Source organism: Mesorhizobium sp. M1217, assembly GCF_040318275.1.
In the GTDB taxonomy this organism is placed as follows: Bacteria; Pseudomonadota; Alphaproteobacteria; order Rhizobiales; family Rhizobiaceae; genus Mesorhizobium.
Map to the genome: position 1 here is coordinate 28,804 of NZ_JAMYMA010000001.1, position 18,519 is coordinate 47,322.

Here is an 18,519-nt window from a genome sequence, read left to right on the forward strand (position 1 = left end):
CACCGCCGGTCCTGCCGTCCGCACAAAAATTGGGCAGATCGGATATTTCATGAGCAGCTGCGCGCCGTCGTCCCGAACGAGGTACGCCGCCAACTTTGCTTAGGGACCTTCGTTGTTTGCGTCGGATCAAAAACTGGACAATGCTTGGGGAAATGATGTGCATGTCGCCTGATATTCCATGAGCAACGAACTTTTGTCTCCGTCTGAAATGGCCGAGGCCGATCGGCTGGCGATTGCGGCCGGGCCACTCGATGGCTTCGGCCTCATGCGGCGCGCCGGCGAAGCGGTCGCTGCCGTCGTCCTGGCGCGCTATCCCCAGGCGAGACGCGTCCATGTCCTGTGCGGCCCCGGCAACAATGGCGGCGACGGCTATGTCGTGGCGCGGTTGTTGGCAGAGGCCGGCATGAACGTTGCCGTATGGGCCGAAGGCAAGCAGAAACCCGGAAGCGATGCCGCGTTGGCCTCTGATGCCTGCAACTTGCCCGTGGAACACATTGGCCATTGCTACCCGGAAGCGGGTGAAGTGGTCGTGGACGCACTCTACGGCGCGGGACTGTCCAAGGACATTTCGATGCATGCGTTGGCCGTCTCAGGCTTGAGCAGCGCTGAGCGCGTCCCGGTGGTCTCGATCGATTTGCCTTCGGGTGTGTCAGGCGAGACCGGCTTGACTAACGCTCGCTTCCAGGCCGAGGTCACGGTGACTTTCGTGCGGAAAAAGCCAGGCCATCTGCTGATGCCGGGGCGCGAGCTGTGCGGCGAGATCATCGTCGCCGATATCGGCATTCCGGATGGGATCATCGATCAGCTCAAGGTCACGGCGTTCGAGAACACACCGGAACTTTGGCTGCGATGGTACTACCCGAGAACGGCTGTCGATTCGCATAAATACAAGCGTGGCCATGTTGCTGTCTTTTCCGGCGGACCGAGTGCGACGGGCGCAGCGAGGTTGTCGGCCATGGCCGCGGCTCGCAGTGGGGCAGGGGCAGTAACTGTGCTTTCACCTGGAAACGCCATGCAGGTGAACGCCGCGCATCTGACCTCGATCATGCTGCGCGAGGCCGGCTCGCTCGAAGAGGTGCAGGAATTCCTCGTGGCGCGGCATCCCGAGGCGCTGGTGTTCGGACCGGGGCTCGGGCCGAAACCCAAGGTCGGCGATTTCGCATTGCAGTTGATTGCGGCGATCGCGGATCTGACCCGCGCATCAGCGGCTACGCCTGAAATTCACGCCAGTGCCATCGTTCTGGATGCCGACGCCATCACCTCGTTGGCGCTTCAGCCTCAGGCACTGTTCGACGCAGCGCGTCAGACATGGTCGCCGGCACTGGTGCTGACGCCACATGAGGGTGAATTCGCCAGGCTTTTTCCAGATATCGCTGGGAACAAAAAACAGTCCAAAGTGACCAAGGCGCGCGAAGCAGCAAAGCGCGCCAATGCCATTGTCGTCTACAAGGGTGCCGACACGGTGATCGCGGCGCCCGACGGCAGGGCCGCGATCAATGCCAACGGTGCGCCGTGGCTGGCCACGGCTGGCTCTGGTGACGTTCTGTCGGGGATCGCGGCCGGATTGCTGGCGCAAGGCATGGCGGCCTTCCAGGCTGCCTGCGCGGCGGTCTGGATCCACGCCGAGGCCGGCCGTCGTTTCGGGCCCGGCTTGATCGCCGAGGATCTACCGTCGGCTCTGGTGCCAGTGCTGCGGGAATTGATCGAAAGCCAGCCGGACCTTCGATGAGACGCATTGCACTCCTTTTCACCACGCTCGTCATGGCCGCTTTGGCGACACTGTCGGCGAATGCCGCTGAGCAGCCGGTGACCATCGTCGATGATCCAGCGGTACTTGCTGCTCTCGATGCCAAGGGCTTTGGCTTCGCCGGCATTTTCGGCGTCGACGGCAAGGGCGATTTGAAGACGCTTTATGACAAGGCGCCGGCTTACCACGCGATCGTCGAAACGATTGCAAGCGACGTCGCAGCATTGCGGACCGAGATGAAGGCCGGCGGCCGGCCGCTGTACGAGGTGACCGACGGCAATGTTGGCCGTGTCATGGACATACGCTGGCTGAGGACCGACGCAGCGCGCTTCCGCCTCGTCGGCGTGGTCAACCGGCTCGACCGGCGCGACTTCGCCGCGCTGAAAGGCGACGGGAGTTGCGGCGAAGTGCGCTTCATCTATCGCCTCGCCTACAGCTTCAAGAAGAGCGGCAAGGTTTTGGCCTCGCGCCTGCCGTTCAATTTCAGTGCCGTCTACAATGCCACGCCGGATGTCGATGGCGGCTGTGTCGGCGTCGCCGGACGCTGGGCACCACAGCTCGACGAGAGCGTCGATGCCGGCTGGCTGACCGGCGGGCCGCTGGAAAGAGCGGCGCTCACCTTCAAGCAGCTCGAGCTCAATGCGCAAGTGGTCCGCTTCCCCTCCGGCCAGGAGACCGAATTCGGCGGGCAGGCTGCCTATCTCATGCGAATTTTCGGCATCGACGGAACGGCTGTCAGCGAAAAGCCGCTGGAAAACACGCCCGACATGGCACGTCTTGCCGAAGACGCCGCGCTGAAAGCAAGACTTGCCGACTATGTCCGCACCAATGTTGCGGCGGTCGATCTCGGCGTCTACCAAATCCCCGATGAGTTTTTGGCAAGGAAGGTCATTTCGTGGTCGACCTTCGGCAGCGCAAGGCAGGCCAACCACCCGTTCACGCCGCTGTTCCAGCCCGCGGATTTCGAAGGGCTCGATTTCTCTGCGCTGAAGCTGGTGCGCACGCCAGAGGCATTGGTCGAGCGGCTGGACAACGGCGCCTGCCAAGGCTGCCATCAGGCGGGCTCGACCGCCGGTTTCCATTTCATCGGCCTCGATGACAAGACGACCTCGCCGCTCAACCGCATCGAGGTCGGCATCTCGCCGCATCTCCACGCCGACATCCCGCGTCGCGTCGCCTGGCTGCACGCGACTGCCGACGGCAAGGAACCGAACCGCTTCCGCCCGCTGTCCTTCGCGCCGCCGGCGACATGGAGCGATGCTGGACAGATCGCCTATTCGCCGGCCGAGATGGCGATGCCGTGCCTGATGCCGGCGGATGCGGCCCGCTTTGGCGCGACTTGGCAATGCGGCGGCGGCACCGTCTGCACGCCGCTGGCGACCGTGTCCGGCGTGCGCACCAAGCTGGCGCAATGCCTGCTGCCCAAGGACAGCGAAAACATGTTTTCCGGCCATCCATGCCTGACCGGCTCGATCGCCAGCAACCCGGAACAGCCTTTCAATGACCGCTATACCATCACCGGCCAGTTCGCGGCGTTCGCGCCAAGCATTTCGCGCGCCGCCTACACCTGCCGGCCGCCGAAGATCGGTGTGCCGGCGGGGATTGCCTATCGCGGCTGCGACGACCGGGATCGCAGCTTTGCCGCCTTCAAGACGGGCAAACCGATGCCGAACGAGATTTGCGGGTTGGTCGGCGGCAAAAAATTCGACACCTGCGTAGCGACCAATAATTTCGACCAGTGCCTGGGCGGTGCCGTCAATCGCGGCAATCGTCCTGCCTGCTCGGCCGACCATTTCTGCCGCGAGGATTACATGTGCCAGTCGCTGCCACCCGATACGCCCGGCATCGGCAAGGTGAAAGGCATCGGCTTCTGCTCGCCGACCTATTTTATCTTCCAGATGCGCATCGACAATCACGCCACGCCGTGGTCGGGCGCTGCCCGCGCGACGATGGGGGCCGGGTTCGGTGCTGCGGAAGAGGAATAGGCCACCGACTGAGGCATTGGCCGCAGTAGTTCCAGGTGGATAGCTATCGATCGAGGTCGTCGGCGATGTTCGATGTCCATTCGCCGTCGAAATGGCGGACGCGTTCGGCGACGAACGCATCGCTCAGCAGGCTCGACAAGGCAGAAACCAGAATTGGTTCTATCTCTGGAGCCGAGCTAAATCCAAGAGCAATCAGACGTTCGGACCAGGGCGGATGGTCCGCACTTTCGTTATCTCGCGCGTCCCACGCCTTTTTGAGCATACTCCTGCAGAATGGGAAGTCTCGACAAGTGAGCGGCGGCCGCCAGGACCCTTTCGAGTGGTGGACGGGGCGGAGCCATGGCGCCAAGCAGTTCACGCTGGAGCGGGCTATAGACTTGATCATCGAAGAACGCACTGGCGGCACCGATCAGAAGCAGGGCGCGGGCCGCATCATGTGCGTCGCCGGACGTCGCTGCATGGCGATCTGCGTCAATTTCCGCTCGTCGCGACAACCGTATTTCTTCGCGCTCCAGAGTGCGCGACAGCGGACCAAGCATCCAGTAGAACAGGCTGCCTGAAACGGTTTTCCCCGGAGGAGCGAAGTCGAAGATTAGATCGAAGCTTTTCTCGAGTTCGGCCAGGTTGAGTCCGCCATTTGTATCTTTGTTTTTCAGATGGGCGTCCTCATGAGCCAAGATCGCCGCAAATGCCTTTTGGTCGGTCGCTGCGAGCAATGGCAGGCCGATGGTGAGAATCGGCCTGCGACCAAGCAAGCCTAGAAACGGCCGCTCTTCACCGACGCTGGCGTTGAGATCGTCGCTCAGGATGATCCTCGTTCGGCTGGCGCGGTGTTTGCCGGCAATACTCTCCCAGACAGCCCACAGCTTCGGGGCTGATTCCCGAGTAATCCCCTTGACCTTGCTGGGTCGAAAACCGGCGAACAATGTTCCGATCAACAGAACGATGGCCAGCATCGCGGCCGGGATTGCAACAGCACCAGTCGCGATGACGGCGAGCGGATGCCAATCGAGGAGCCAGAACCACAGGACTATTGGGCAGAACAGCGGGAGAGCGAAGAGCAGGATGGCAAATCTGCCGAAACGCGCTCCCATGTAGAGGACCAGGCGCGACATCAGCCCCTCACAGCGGGATGTTGTCGTGTTTCTTCCAAGGGTTTTGCATATCCTTGTTGCGCAGCATCCTGAGCGCGCGGGCGATGCGGCGGCGGGTCGAATGCGGCATGATCACCTCGTCGACATAGCCGCGCTCGGCGGCAACGAAGGGCGATAGAAAGCGATCCTCGTAAGCCTTTGTGTGTGCTGCAATTTTCTCCGCGTCGCCGATGTCCTTGCGATAGATGATCTCGACCGCGCCCCTGGCGCCCATCACCGCAATCTGCGCCGTTGGCCAGGCATAGTTCATATCGCCGCGCAGATGTTTTGACGCCATGACATCATAGGCGCCGCCATAGGCCTTTCTGGTGATGACGGTGATCTTTGGCACGGTCGCTTCGGCATAGGCGAACAGAAGCTTGGCGCCGTGCTTGATCAACCCGCCATATTCCTGCGCGGTGCCGGGCAGGAAGCCCGGCACGTCGACGAAGGTGACGATCGGGATCGAGAAGCAGTCGCAGAAGCGCACGAAACGCGCGGCCTTGCGGCTGGCATCCGAATCGAGCACGCCGGCCAGCACCATCGGCTGGTTGGCCACGACGCCGACTGTGCGGCCTTCGACACGGCCGAAGCCGGTGACGATGTTTTTCGCAAAATTCTGCTGGATCTCGAAGAAGTCACCCTCGTCGGAAACTTTAAGGATCAACTCTTTGATGTCATAAGGTTTGTTGGCATTGTCGGGAATCAGCCGGTCGAGCGACAGATCGTGATCGGTGACCGATTGGTAGCATTCGATCTCGGGAATTTCCGCCGTGTTGGAGGCGGGCAGCAGATCGACCAGCCGGCGCATCTGCAGCAGCGCCTCGACGTCATTGTCGTAGGCTCCGTCGGCGATCGAGGACTTCGTCGTGTGGACGGAAGCGCCGCCGAGGCTTTCGGCGGTGACCGTCTCATTGGTGACGGTCTTCACCACATCCGGGCCGGTGACGAACATATAGGAGGTGTCGCGGACCATGAAGATGAAGTCGGTCATCGCCGGCGAATAGACGTCGCCGCCGGCGCAAGGGCCCATGATCAGTGAAATCTGCGGAATGACGCCGGAGGCCAGTACATTGCGCTGGAAGATCTCGGCATAGCCGCCGAGGGCCGCCACGCCTTCCTGGATGCGGGCGCCGCCGGCGTCGTAGAGGCCGATGATCGGCGCGCGGTTGCGCAGTGCCATCTCCTGCACCTTGACCACCTTTTCGGCATGCGCCTCGGACAGCGAGCCGCCGAACACGGTGAAATCCTTGGCGAAAAGATAGACCGGGCGACCGTTGACGGTGCCCCAGCCGGTAACGACGCCGTCGCCGGCGATCTTGGTTTTCTCCATGCCGAAATCGGTCGAGCGGTGCTCGACATACATGTCGAACTCCTCGAACGAGCCCTCGTCGAGAAAGACGTCTATGCGTTCGCGGGCGGTCAGCTTGCCCTTCTTGTGCTGGGCGTCGATGCGGGCCTGGCCGCCGCCCATGCGAGCGACCTCGCGGCGGCGCTCGAGTTCCTTCAGCACGTCCTTCATGACCGGTCCCCGAAACGGAAAGCTTGATTGTGGTAATCATGCCTGGGGGAGAGCGCAAGCGCCGCTTCCTAATGGCTTTTGCTGCGCTGCAGCATCAGGCCCCTTGCATTTCGATGCGAACTGGGCCATATGCGGCGGCATAGGCGCTTGGGCCGGGATAATCCGGCCTTCTCGATGAATGAGACTGGTTGCGTCTGTTTTCCCTCTTCCCGACATATCGGCAAGGTGGCGAAAAAGCCCCGTGGCATGATGCCTGCGGGCACGACAGCGCTGCCGTGCGGACGATAACGTCCGCCCGCCTTGTCGTTTCATGACAATTTTCGACGGCAGGTTGCGCCCTGCCGCCATTGATGTTTGCGGCCAGGAGCCGCATGAAAGAAGAATATTTTGACCAATGAAAACACTTTGACCGGTAAGGACGCTGGGGAACTGAACGGTTTCGCCGCACTTGGAATTACCGGCGCACTGCTCAAGGCCACGAATGCCGCCGGCTTTACCGATCCGAAGCCGATCCAGGCCCAGGCGATCCCGCCGCAGCTCGAAGGCCGCGACATTTTCGGCATCGCCCAGACCGGCTCGGGCAAGACGGCGGCGTTCGCGCTGCCGATCCTGTCGAAGATCATCGCACTTGGCACCAAGCGCCGGCCGAAGACAGCCCGCGCACTGATCCTGGCGCCGACGCGCGAACTCGCCGTGCAGATCGAGGAGATGATCAAGCTGCTTGCCAAGGGCGCGCATGTCTCGACAGCGCTGGTGCTTGGCGGCGTCTCGCGCTTCAGCCAGGTGAAGAAGGTTGCGCCCGGCGTCGACATCCTGATCGCAACCCCCGGCCGGTTGACAGACCTGGTGCGTGAAGGCGACCTCGTGCTTGCCGACACCAAATGGCTGGTGCTGGATGAAGGCGACCGCATGCTCGACATGGGCTTCATCAACGACGTCAAGCGCATCGCCAGGGCGACGGCGCCGGACCGTCAGACGGTGCTGTTCTCGGCAACCATGCCGGCCGAAATCGCCGAACTGGCGAAAGGCCTGCTGAAGAACCCGATTCGCGTCGAAGTCGCTCCTCACAGCACCGCGGCCGCCGAGATCGTGCAGGGCGTCGTCTTTGCCCGCACCAAGCAGAAGCGTCAGGTGCTGGCCAACATGCTTGCCGACGAGGCGATGAAGTCCGTCATCATCTTTTCGCGCACCAAGCATGGCGCCGACAGGGTGACAAAGGATCTCGAGCGTGACGGCTTCAAGGCCGCCGTCATCCACGGCAACAAGTCGCAGAACGCTCGCCAGAAGGCACTCAACGATTTCCGCGAGGGTTCGGTGCGCATTCTCGTGGCGACCGACATTGCGGCACGCGGCATCGACGTGCCGGGCATTAGCCATGTGGTGAATTTCGACCTGCCGGACGAGGCGGAGAGCTATGTCCACCGCATCGGCCGCACCGGCCGCAACGGCATGGACGGCATCGCCATCACGCTCTGCGACCCGTCCGAAAACAGCAAGCTGCGCCAGGTCGAGCGCATCATCCGCACCAAGCTGCCGATCGTTGCCGACCATCTCGGCAGCCCCGATCCGCAGCGCAATCCCGCCGAGAAGAACGAGCGCAGTTTCGAACCGGCCAATGATCGCAACGACCACAATGGCCGTCGCGACGGCAGGCGGCCCGGCGGCGCAAACAACGGCTTCGGCAAGAAGCGGTTCGGCGACAAGCCAGCCTTTGCGGGCGAGCGCAAGCCGGAAGGCGCCAAGCCCTTCAAGGGCAACAACAAGCGCCGCTTCGGCGGTAAGCGGCCGGCAGCGCGGGCCGCATAACCTGACCGTGTTGCGGTCGGCCAAGCTTGGCTTGGTCACTCACGATTGAAAAGGGCGACCGGAGTGATGCTCCGGTCGCCCTTTTGCTTTGAGGCCTTTGGTTTACTTCACCACCGCCTCGACCCACACAACAATCCGCTGCGCCAGGAAAGCCGTGGTCGATGGCGACAGCGCGTCACCAGCAATCACGTGGTTGTCGGGGTCGCCGGTATCGTCGACCGGCACCAATTCATATGCGGCGCCCCAGCGAGCGGCGATTTCGCGGGTGCGATCTGGTCGTACCACCTTGTCCGAATCCGAAAAGATGAACAGGGCAGGGATGGACGTCTTCTCCACCGGCGCGCCGTAGGCAAGCTCTGTCAGCGCCGCCATGGGCAATGTCGCGGCGATCGGGTAGCGGTAGGTCCAGAACCTTTCATGCAGAGCGTTGCGCGGCACGAAGCCACGCTCCTTGCCGGCGACGAGCTCGGCGATCTGTCTGCCCCACGGTAGGGTCAGCAATTCGGCGCCGGAAGCCTTGACGCCGAAATTCGGCGAGATGAATGCGATCGCCGCGACGCTGTTCGATGCGCTTGGCTGCGTCGCAGCCCACGCCGCCAGCGAGCCGCCGGTCGAGGTGCCTATGACGATAACCTTGTCGCCGATCGCCCGGCCGATGGCGAGCGCTTCCTCGTAGTCGTTGATCCAGGCGCTGACGCTGCCTTGCGTCATCGCGGCGCCGTCCTGCCCATGCCCCGTCAGGCGCGTGTAGAAAAGATTGGCGTCAAGCTGGTCGGCCACCTCGTCGGGCAATGGACGAATCTCGCCCTTCGACGCAGAAAAGCCGTGGATGTAAACGATCGCAAATGGCGTCTTGGCATGGACCATCGGGTCGGCCCAGATGATTTCCTTGTCCAGCCCGTCGCGGATGCCGGGCACGGCCGCCTCCTGGCGCGCCAGATAGGCCTGCGGATCGTCGCCGATTACTGAGGGATCGAAACGGATTGTGGTTTCGACGAGGACGCGCGGACCAAGCGCCAAGGCCAGGACAAGGATGAGGACAAGACCCAGCACCGCAAACATGATCCGTCGCCCCATCACGGATCCTATTCGACCGGTGGCTTGCGGTCGAAATTCAACGGCCGCGCATTCCAGCGGGTGACGGTGCTGATCACCCATCGGCAGAACGGCCTCGGTAGTATCCTGAGCAGCTTCAGTGTCCAGCTCAGGCGGCGGGGGAAAGTGACTTCGAAGCCACCGCATTCGATGCCTCGCGCGATGCGGCGCGAGGCCAGATTGACCGGCATCAAGCCCGGCATCGGCAGGAAGTTCTTCTCGGTCAGCCGCGTGTCGACAAAGCCTGGATTCATCACCTGGATGCGGACGTTCATCTTGTCGAAATCGTATTTCAGCGACTCGGCCAAGATATTGACTGCCGCCTTGGTGCCGCCATAGGCGGCGGTGGTGGGCCAGCCGAAATAGGCGGTGACCGAACCGATCAGCACGACATGGCCGCGCGAGCGCACGCGCATGCGTTCGATGACCGGCAGCAGGCCATTGATGATGCCGAAATAATTGACTTCGAAAGACCGACGGAAATTGCGCGCGACAAGATCCTCGCCCGGCGTTGCGATATAGCTTCCCGCGTTGAACACTGCCAACACGATCGGACCGAGATCTTTCTCGATCGCTGCAACCGTCTTTGCCATGCGTTTTTCGTCGGTCACGTCGCAGGGAAAGGCTACGACACGGCCCGCCATCTGCGCCGTTTCGACGATGAGCGTATCGATCGGATGGTCATCGGGCGCAGTCACTGCGACGACATAGCCCTGAGCGGCAAGATCCTTGGCCAGCGAACGGCCGATACCGCTGCTGCCGCCCGTAATCCAGGCGACGCCATGCTTCGGATTGGCCCGATAGAGTGTCATGCTGCGCCCCGCCGGCTCTTCTTAGCCTGTGCTCTAGCGGTGAAGAAATCGAATGAAAAGAGTGCTTTTCGGTACATGGTTGAAATGAATGCCGGCCGGGCGCTCCTGGCTGCAGCAATTGCAGTGTGCGAAATGCGACTGGACCAGGCAAATTCTTGCCTTGAAACCGAAGCGTCGGGTTTCTAGGGTTTCGCCGCACCCACAAAGGAATCTCCATGCCCCGTTCTGTGATCGACGTGATCGGCAACACGCCCCTGATCCGCCTCAACAAGGCCTCGGAAGCAACCGGCTGCGAGATCCTGGGCAAGGCCGAATTCATGAATCCCGGGCAGTCGGTCAAGGACCGCGCCGGCCTGTTCATAATCCGCGATGCGGAACAGCGCGGGCTGCTGCGGCCCGGCGGCGTCATCGTCGAAGGGACGGCCGGAAATACCGGCATCGGATTGACACTGGTTGCCAAGGCGCTCGGCTACCGCACGGTGATCGTCATTCCCGATACCCAGAGCCAGGAGAAGAAGGATACGATCAAACTGCTCGGCGCCGAGCTGATCGAAGTGCCAGCCGTGCCCTACAAGAACCCGAACAACTACGTGAAGCTGTCGGGCCGGCTGGCCGAGCAAATGGCGAAGACCGAGCCGAACGGCGCGATCTGGGCCAACCAGTTCGACAATGTCGCCAACCGCGACGGCCATATCCGCACCACAGCCGAAGAAATCTGGAACCAGACCGGCGGCAAGGTGGATGGTTTCGTGTCGGCGGTCGGTTCCGGCGGCACGCTGGCAGGCGTTGGCTTCGGGCTGAAGGCCAAGAACAGCCAGGTCAAGATCGCACTGGCCGATCCGCTGGGGGCTGCGCTCTATTCCTTCTACACCAGCGGCGAGTTGAAATCCGAGGGCAGTTCGATCACCGAAGGCATCGGGCAGGGGCGGATCACCGCCAACCTCCAAGGCTTTACACCCGATTTTGCCTTCCAGATCCCCGATGAGGACGCACTGCCGATCGTATTCGACTTGATCCAGGAGGAGGGACTTTGCGTTGGCGGCTCGACCGGCATTAACATTGCCGGCGCCATTCGCCTGGCGCGCGAGCTAGGCCCCGGCCAAACCATCGTGACCATGCTTTGCGACTACGGCACGCGCTATCAGTCGAAGCTGTTCAATCCTGAATTCCTGCGCGAAAAGAAGCTGCCGGTGCCGGGCTGGATGGAGCAACGGAGCACGATTTCGGTGCCGTTCGAAAGGGTCGCGTGATGGCGCACAAGACCGAAGCGCTGTTTCGTGACGACGCCTATCTGGGGACGGCCGACGCCACCGTCGTCGCAGTCAACGATCGCGGCGGCATCATTCTGGACCGGACCGTGTTTTACGCCACATCGGGCGGGCAGCCGGGCGACACTGGCAGCCTCGAACGCGCCGACGGCACCGGCATTGCGATTGCCGCTACGATCACCGGCGAAACCAAGGACGAGATCATCCATGTGCCGGCGCCGGAGCAGGCGGTTCCACGGTTGGGCGAGCGGATGAGGCTCGCCATCGACCCGCCGCGGCGGCAGCTGCTGATGCGTATGCACTCGGCCTGCCATCTGCTTACCGTCGTCTGTCCGTTCCCGATCACCGGTGCCGCGGTTTCCGAGGACGACAGCCGTATCGATTTCGACATCCCGGATGCCGGCTTCACCAAGGAAGACGTGACGGCCAGGCTGATGGAACTGGTGCGGGCCGACCACCCGATCTTCACCCGGCTGATCTCCGACGAGGAGCTGGCATCCAATCCAAGCCTGGTGAAATCCAAGAATGTGCGGCCGCCGGCCGGCACGGGAAAGATCAGGCTGGTCTGCATCGGCGAGAATGCTTCGGTCGACAGCCAGCCTTGCGGCGGTACCCATGTGAGGAGCACCGGCGAAATCGGCGAGATCCATATCGGCAAGATCGAGAAGAAGGGCCGCGAGAACCGGCGCTTCCGCATTCGCTTTGGCCCGATGCCGCCAGCCTGATATAGGACTGGGACAGGCGGGACAGGAGAGAAGATGGCCGACGACAGTCCTTTCACCATCGATGCCGATTGGTTGCAGAAGCGGCTCGGCGAGCCTGGGCTGACGATCGTCGACGCGTCCTGGTATCTGCCGGCGCAAAAGCGCGACGCGCGCGCCGAGTATGACGCAGCGCATATTCCAGGCGCCCGCTTCCTCGACCAGGATGCGGTTTCGGACCCCGACGCGGCTCTGCCTCACACGCTGCCGTCGCCGCAGCATTTTGCCCAATATGTCGGCGCGATGGGCATTTCGGCCGACGACACGATTGTTGTCTATGACGGGCCAGGGTTCTTTTCTGCACCGCGCGCCTGGTGGTTGTTTCGCGTTATGGGCGTGTTCCAGGTCTATATACTCGACGGCGGTTTCGATCGTTGGAAAGCCGCCGGACGGCCGGTGACGGCGGAGCCGACGAAGATCGCGCCTTGCGTGTTTTATGCCAACTTCGATGCCGCCCGCGTCGCCAGCCTTGCCGACATGCGCCGGATCGTCGAGACGGGGGAGAGCCAGATCGCCGACGCACGCTCGCCTGGCCGTTTTGCCGGCACCGAGCCGGAGCCGCGCCCCGGCATCCGCTCCGGCCACATGCCGGGCGCGCACAACGTGCCGTTTTCGGCGCTTTCGGAAAACGGCGAATTGCTGCCCAAGGACAGGCTGCGCAAAGTGATCGAGGAGGCCGGCATCGATCTGTCGAAGCCGGTCGTCACCTCCTGCGGTTCGGGGGTCACCGCGGCAGCCATCACGCTGGCCCTGGAGACGCTTGGCCATGCCGAAAACAGGCTTTACGACGGGTCATGGACGGAATGGGGTGGGCTTTCCGACACGCCCGTCGTGACGGGCAAGGACCGACGGTGATGAAAAACGGAGCGCTGGAAGACATCGACGTCACCGTGACGTTTCTCGAAATGCATGTGCCGCCTGCCTATTCGCCGCCGCTGCCGTACAACCGCCAGATCGCGCTGCTCAAGACCAAAGACATTCCGCTGCATTTCTACCGCTATTTGATGGATCGGGTCGGCCGCAAATGGCACTGGGTCAACGTGCTGAGACTGAATGACGAGGAGCTTGCGGCGGGCATCCACCGCGAGGACCGCGACATCAGGGTGCTTTATCTCGACGGCGCGCCGGCCGGCTTCTTCGACCTCAAGCCGCATCTGCCGGAGGAAGTGGAACTCGCTTATTTCGGCATGATGGAGCACGCGACCGGGCAAGGCATTGGCCGCTGGTTCCTCGGTGCCGCAATCGCCGCAGCCTGGGCGCACGGACCCAAGCGGGTGACGGTGCAGACCTGCACCCTTGATCACCCAGCAGCCTTGCCGCTTTATCAAAAACTCGGCTTCACGCCGGTGGCGCAAAAAAAGGAGGTCGTACATCCGATGCCTTTTGCCGAGCGCGCGGCCAGCGTCATGCGGCCCTGATTTTCAGGCTCGTTCATCCAAGCTTCAGCTAGTCTTTGCCATCTTGTCGGCATCACAATGCGGCCGAGGGCCGAAGGAGAAAAGACATGCTGACCCGACGCACATTTGCCGCCGTGCTGGTTGCGGCACTCGCCATGCCGACCCTTGCCGTTGCCCAGGCGACCACGCCTTCGGCCGCCACGATCGAGCGCCAGCTTGAAGCCGCGCCCCGGGTGAAGCTGCGCCCGAATCAGCGCGTCACCTCCGCGAATTCAAGAAGCGGCCGGACTTGCGGCGCATGGCCCGCTCTATCGATATCCAGTCGATCAATTTCGCCTTCGGCTCGGCTGCCATTTCCGAATCGCAATACGCCAAGATCGAAAACATCGCCGATGCGCTTCAGCGCATTCTGCGGCGCGATCCGGGTGCCCGCGTGCTGATCGAAGGCCATACCGATGCTGTGGGCTCCTTCCAGTCGAATCAGATTTTGTCCGAACAACGTGCCGCCTCGCTGAAGCGCACCTTGCTGCGTGAATTCGGTGTGCCGGGCTATGCGCTCGAAACCGTCGGCTACGGCGAGGAGTTCCTGCTCGTGCAGACGCAGAATGAGAACTGGCGAAATCGCCGGGTGACGCTGCGCCGCTTCGACGACTTCATCCGTTAAAATGATCTAGCCGTTCAGGGTCTCGATCAATATTCAAAGGCGAGCCCGACTTGAATGAGCCGGGCTCTTTCCATATCGCTGTCGTCTAAAAACCGATGGTGATGGAGGATCGCACGATGGCAATTCGCGTGGTAATGGCCGGCGCGACCGGTTGGGTCGGCAAGGCGCTGGTTCCGGCGATCGGGGCGCAAGGTGACATGGCGCTGGCCGGGGCTGTGTCACGTAGCGGCGCGGGGCAGGATTCCGGCCTGCTGGTTGGCATGCCGGCTAATGGTATCTCCGTTTCGGCCTCGCTGGCCGAGGCGCTGGAGGCGCCGTCGGACGTACTGGTCGACTTCACCAAGCCACATGTCGTGAAAGACCATGTGCTGCTCGCCATCGACAAGGGACGGCACGCTGTGATCGGCACATCGGGACTGGGTGCTGCCGACTATGCCGACATCGACGCCGCGGCGCGCGCCCACGGCGTCGGCGTCGTTGCCGCCGGCAACTTTTCCATCACCGCTACGCTGATGAAGCGGTTTGCACTTATGGCGGCAAAATACGTGCCGGTGTCGAGGTCATCGATTATGCCAGTGCAAAGAAGCCCGACGCGCCCTCCGGTACCGCGCGGGAACTTGCTGAAGCGCTGGCCGACATCCGCAAGGCCTCAACGGCAAAGCCGGTCTCCGAGGTCTCCGGCGTGCCGGCTACACGCGGTGCTGCGGTCGGCGCGGGCGAGGGTGTGCAAGTGCACGCGCTTCGCCTGCCGTCCTACATCCTGTCCTGCGAGGCGTTGTTCGGCCTGCCAGACGAGCGGCTGACCATCCGCCACGATGCCGGCTCGTCCGCGGCGCCTTACGTGGCCGGCACGCTGCTCGCCATCAGGCGGGTACAGCAGATCAAAGGCCTGGTGCGTGGTCTCGACGCGTTGATGGACTGATCCGGCAGGAATCGGGTGGGAAGCTTTGCATGGAAAGCATAATTTCCGGTCGACGCCACCGGAGATTCGTCATGACCGTAAAATTCAAAGCCTTGCCAACCGATGCGGTTCGCGCGCTTCAGCGCGGCGGACCTGATGCTTATGACCTGAAGCCAGAGCGGCAGATTTCGGACGGCGACGGCGTGCCTTGCCGCCACTGCCTGAAGAATGTTGCTGTGGGAGAAGCCTATCTTGTTCTGGCCTATCGGCCTTTTCCTGAGCTGCAGCCTTACGCCGAAACCGGGCCGATCTTTCTGCATGCGGAAGAATGCGAACGCGCCGCCGAGGGGGAAACGCTTCCCGATATACTCGAAAGCAGCGATTACATCGTGCGCGGCTACGGCAAGGACGACCGCATCGTCTATGGCAGCGGCGGCGTCATTCCGACCGATGCCATCGCGGCACGGGCGGAGACGTTGTTCGAGCGCGACGACATTGCTTACGTCCACATCCGCTCTGCACGCAACAATTGCTATCAGTGTCGGATCGACCGCGTGTAATCGGATCGGCTGCACCGGCTTGAGGCTGTCGTACTCCCGTCGCATACCTGCGGTAGAAAGCGACTGTCGATCGATTTGCCGACCGCGGATGAACCGGCGGGAATTCTCGACAACCGAGGAAGCGGGGCTTTGGCTCCGCTTTTTTGTGCCTGCATCGTCCGCAAAGAAAAAACCCGCCGGGATTAACCGGCGGGCTCGAACGATTTGCCTGGAGGGCCTTAGTTGAATTTATACTTCGCACCGATGCGGACGGTATGGAAAGAAGGAGTGGTGGTGAGGACATCGCCCGGCCCTCCAAACTCCTCCAGAATATCCTTCTCGGCAAACTGCGAATAGCGATATTCGAGACCGACAGTTACGTTGTTGGTCACGGCCGCTTCCAAACCACCACCGACCGAGAAGCCGCTAGAGCCCCAATCGATGATGTCGCCGATGGGTGAAGATGCGTTCAGATCGAAATGCTGCCAGCTGTAGCCGCCAAGCACATAGGCGAGGGTCGATTCGTTGACTTTCAAACCGACCCGGCCCAGCACATCGAAGCCATAGTCTGTGTCCAGATTGATGGATCCGCCAGGCACTTCCAGCTCCGTAGTCATGCCGGAGTAGCGAGCATCCACCATGACTCCCGCAACCCAGCTGCCGAAATCATGGTCGTAGCCCGCGTTCAATTCGCCAAATACGCCTTCGCCGCCGATACCGTTGAATTCCAGGTCGCCAAGCGGCGGCACATTGATCTGATGCACCGACGCACCCGCGCCGCCCGCACCACCGATATAGAAGCCGGTCCAGTTGTAGGCAGGCGCTTCAAAAGACGCAACGCCGCCATTCTGGGCGCCAAAGCGATAGTTGGCGGCAACCTGGAACGTATGCCGCGATGTGTCGAGGTTGAGTGCGCCATCTGGTGCGCCGAACTCGGAGAGGAGATCATCGTTGGTGCTGAACTGGGTATAACGATATTCGGTTTTGATGGTCCAGTTGCTGTTAATGGCCGTCTCAACGCCGGCTCCGACGAAATAGCCGTTCTGGTCCCAGTCGAAATCAAAGCCTGCGTTCGTGTCGAATTTGTATTTCTGCCAGGAATAGCCACCAAGCACGTAACCCAAAGTGTTTGGCGTGAAGAGGTAGCCTGCCCGCAAGCCAGCGTCGAAACCATAGGTTTCTTTGACCGACGCATCGAATCCAGCAACGTCGAGCGAGGTTTCGATGTTGCCGGCATGAGCGTCTAGAAGTCCTCCGATCAGGAAGCGCGGCGCCACCATATAGTCGTACCCAACGGTGAGTTCACCGTACACGCCTTCGCCACCAATGCCGTTGAACGACACCCCAGGAATGAAATCGCTGCTCAACTCGTGGACGTTCGCCCCGGCGCCAACGCCAAAGCCGACGTAGAGTCCACTCCAGTTAAAACCCGCCGTCTCAACCACCGGTTCGACCACGTCGGCGGCGTGAGCAACCGACCCAAGCGCCAGAATGGAAACTGCGCCAAGAAGAAGAGATTTAGCGGATTTTCTGCTGATCATTTGCCCTACCCCTAATAAACCCAGCATCTTCTTAGCATCGGGTCATTAGGGCGGCTGTAACAAAAAAGCCACAGAAAGAGCACATTGCATCAAACGGGCACCAGATGCGGGAAAAATCCGCTGTAGACCGTGAAAATTGCCTGTGAACAAGCAAGCCGCCGACGGCATCGGCGACTCATCCGGAAAAAACGGTTGGAAATCAGGCCGCGAGAACGGCCTTTGATTCGACCAGCTCATAGCCGAGTGCTTCGGCCACTGCGCGATTCGTGATCTTGCCCTTGTGGACGTTCAGCCCGTTGCGCAGATGGTGGTCGTCTACCAGCGCCTTGAGGCCCTTGTCGGCGAGCTGCAGGCCATAGTGCAGCGTCGCATTGTTGAGCGCGTGGGCCGATGTGACCGGCACCGCACCCGGCATGTTGGCGACGCAATAGTGGATGATGCCGTCGACCGCATAGGTCGGCTCGGCATGGGTGGTGGCGTGCGAGGTCTCGAAGCAGCCGCCCTGGTCGATGGCGACGTCGACCAGCACGGCGCCTTTCTTCATGCCCGAGAGCATTTCGCGCGTCACCAGCTTGGGCGCGGCTGCCCCCGGGATCAGCACGGCGCCGACGACGATGTCAGCCGAAAAACATTCTTCCTCCAGCGCCTCGACGGTCGAGTAGCGGGTGTGGACGCGGCCGCCAAAGATATCGTCGAGCTGACGCAGGCGCGGGATCGAGCGGTCGATGATGGTGACGTCGGCGCCAAGCCCGGCAGCCATCCGTGCAGCATGCAGGCCGACGACGCCGCCACCGAGCACAGTGACCTTGCCGGGCAGCACGCCGGGCACGCCGCCAAGCAGCACACCGCGGCCGCCATTGGCCTTTTGCAGCGCCGTGGCCCCCGCCTGGATCGACAGGCGGCCGGCAACTTCCGACATCGGTGCCAAGAGCGGCAGGCCGCCGCGCTCGTCGGTGACGGTCTCGTAAGCTATTGCGGTGACGCCGGAGGCCAGCAGGCCCTTGGTCTGCTCCGGATCCGGGGCGAGATGCAGATAGGTGTAGAGGATCTGGCCGTCGCGGAGCTGAACCCATTCGTTGGGCTGCGGCTCCTTGACCTTCACGATCATGTCCGACTTGGCAAACACGTCGGCGGCCGTCTTGGCGATCGTGGCGCCGGCGGCGCGGTACGCGTTGTCGTCGGCTCCGATGCCGGCGCCGGCGCCGGTCTCGATCAGCACTTCATGGCCATGCGCGACATATTCGCGGACCGAGCCCGGTGTCAGGCCGACGCGGTATTCATGGTTCTTGATTTCCCGGGGGCAACCGACGCGCATCTTTTTTCTCCTGATCCGGCCCTTTTAGGGCCT

At 62.1% G+C, this 18,519-nt stretch carries 16 protein-coding genes and 2 pseudogenes; 11 read left to right on the forward strand and 7 right to left on the reverse strand.

Annotated elements, in window-relative coordinates:
- The first annotated feature begins 178 nt into the window (after nt 1-178).
- The gene (locus NKH37_RS00215) at nt 179-1,729 is read left to right on the forward strand and encodes a bifunctional ADP-dependent NAD(P)H-hydrate dehydratase/NAD(P)H-hydrate epimerase (protein ID WP_023717538.1); all 1,551 of its coding nucleotides are present in this window, start codon (nt 179-181) and stop codon (nt 1,727-1,729) included.
- Entirely contained in the window at nt 1,726-3,732 is a 2,007-nt protein-coding gene (locus NKH37_RS00220) for a hypothetical protein (protein WP_353006136.1), read from the forward strand. Before NKH37_RS00215 ends, NKH37_RS00220 begins: the two co-directional genes overlap by 4 nt.
- A 43-nt stretch (nt 3,733-3,775) precedes the next feature.
- Here NKH37_RS00220 and NKH37_RS00225 read toward each other — a convergent pair whose 3' ends face one another.
- The 3 genes from NKH37_RS00225 to NKH37_RS00235 are packed head-to-tail and all read right to left on the reverse strand — an operon-like array spanning nt 3,776 to nt 6,387.
- Nucleotides 3,776-3,994 carry a hypothetical protein gene (locus tag NKH37_RS00225; protein ID WP_156948022.1) on the reverse strand — a complete coding sequence of 73 codons (219 nt, stop codon included), beginning with the start codon at nt 3,992-3,994 and terminating at the stop codon, nt 3,776-3,778.
- Complete coding sequence (locus NKH37_RS00230) at nt 3,963-4,847, reverse strand: M48 family metallopeptidase (RefSeq protein WP_023717540.1); 885 nt, start codon at nt 4,845-4,847, stop codon at nt 3,963-3,965. Before NKH37_RS00230 ends, NKH37_RS00225 begins: the two co-directional genes overlap by 32 nt.
- Before the next feature lie 7 nt (nt 4,848-4,854).
- On the reverse strand, nt 4,855-6,387 hold the full coding sequence (locus tag NKH37_RS00235) for an acyl-CoA carboxylase subunit beta (protein ID WP_353040717.1): 1,533 nt from the start codon (nt 6,385-6,387) through the stop codon (nt 4,855-4,857).
- A gap of 387 nt (nt 6,388-6,774) precedes the next feature.
- Here NKH37_RS00235 and NKH37_RS00240 point away from each other — a divergent pair, with 387 nt between their 5' ends.
- The gene (locus NKH37_RS00240) at nt 6,775-8,193 is read left to right on the forward strand and encodes a DEAD/DEAH box helicase (RefSeq protein WP_023717542.1); all 1,419 of its coding nucleotides are present in this window, start codon (nt 6,775-6,777) and stop codon (nt 8,191-8,193) included.
- Nucleotides 8,194-8,295: 102 nt separating this feature from the next.
- On the opposite strand, the gene NKH37_RS00245 is transcribed toward NKH37_RS00240, so the two are convergent.
- Together NKH37_RS00245 and NKH37_RS00250 are read right to left on the reverse strand one after the other, a co-directional pair.
- A complete protein-coding gene (locus tag NKH37_RS00245) occupies nt 8,296-9,270 on the reverse strand; it encodes an alpha/beta hydrolase (RefSeq protein WP_353006134.1) in 975 nt (324 codons plus the stop codon).
- Nucleotides 9,271-9,278: 8 nt separating this feature from the next.
- Nucleotides 9,279-10,100, reverse strand: coding sequence for an SDR family oxidoreductase (locus tag NKH37_RS00250; RefSeq protein WP_352482520.1), 822 nt, complete (start codon nt 10,098-10,100; stop codon nt 9,279-9,281).
- A gap of 215 nt (nt 10,101-10,315) precedes the next feature.
- Between NKH37_RS00250 and NKH37_RS00255 the strand changes: the two genes are divergently transcribed.
- The 8 genes and pseudogenes from NKH37_RS00255 (at nt 10,316) to NKH37_RS00290 (ending at nt 15,651) form a co-directional block, all read left to right on the forward strand.
- Complete coding sequence (locus tag NKH37_RS00255; protein WP_023717544.1) at nt 10,316-11,350, forward strand: cysteine synthase A; 1,035 nt, start codon at nt 10,316-10,318, stop codon at nt 11,348-11,350.
- Entirely contained in the window at nt 11,350-12,093 is a 744-nt protein-coding gene (locus tag NKH37_RS00260; protein WP_353040719.1) for an alanyl-tRNA editing protein, read from the forward strand. Before NKH37_RS00255 ends, NKH37_RS00260 begins: the two co-directional genes overlap by 1 nt.
- 33 nt (nt 12,094-12,126) lie before the next feature.
- Nucleotides 12,127-12,984, forward strand: coding sequence for a 3-mercaptopyruvate sulfurtransferase (gene sseA / locus NKH37_RS00265; RefSeq protein ID WP_023717546.1), 858 nt, complete (start codon nt 12,127-12,129; stop codon nt 12,982-12,984).
- The gene (locus tag NKH37_RS00270; RefSeq protein WP_023717547.1) at nt 12,984-13,547 is read left to right on the forward strand and encodes a GNAT family N-acetyltransferase; all 564 of its coding nucleotides are present in this window, start codon (nt 12,984-12,986) and stop codon (nt 13,545-13,547) included. Before sseA ends, NKH37_RS00270 begins: the two co-directional genes overlap by 1 nt.
- Nucleotides 13,548-13,633: 86 nt before the next feature.
- Nucleotides 13,634-14,190, forward strand: a pseudogene (locus tag NKH37_RS00275) (OmpA family protein).
- Between the two features lie 134 nt (nt 14,191-14,324).
- A pseudogene (locus NKH37_RS00280) lies at nt 14,325-14,624 on the forward strand (4-hydroxy-tetrahydrodipicolinate reductase); the annotation flags it as partial.
- 128 nt (nt 14,625-14,752) lie between these two features.
- A complete protein-coding gene (locus tag NKH37_RS00285; RefSeq protein WP_353040779.1) occupies nt 14,753-15,112 on the forward strand; it encodes a dihydrodipicolinate reductase C-terminal domain-containing protein in 360 nt (119 codons plus the stop codon).
- Nucleotides 15,113-15,183: 71 nt separating this feature from the next.
- Nucleotides 15,184-15,651 (forward strand): DUF1203 domain-containing protein, encoded by a 468-nt coding sequence (locus NKH37_RS00290; protein ID WP_353006132.1) that lies wholly within the window; start codon nt 15,184-15,186, stop codon nt 15,649-15,651.
- A gap of 218 nt (nt 15,652-15,869) precedes the next feature.
- Here the strand turns inward: NKH37_RS00290 and NKH37_RS00295 are convergent, their stop codons facing one another.
- Both NKH37_RS00295 and ald read right to left on the reverse strand, forming a co-directional pair.
- Complete coding sequence (locus tag NKH37_RS00295) at nt 15,870-17,171, reverse strand: outer membrane protein (protein ID WP_352482526.1); 1,302 nt, start codon at nt 17,169-17,171, stop codon at nt 15,870-15,872.
- Between the two features lie 199 nt (nt 17,172-17,370).
- Nucleotides 17,371-18,486, reverse strand: coding sequence for an alanine dehydrogenase (gene ald / locus NKH37_RS00300; protein ID WP_353006131.1), 1,116 nt, complete (start codon nt 18,484-18,486; stop codon nt 17,371-17,373).
- Between the last annotated feature and the right edge of the window lie 33 nt (nt 18,487-18,519).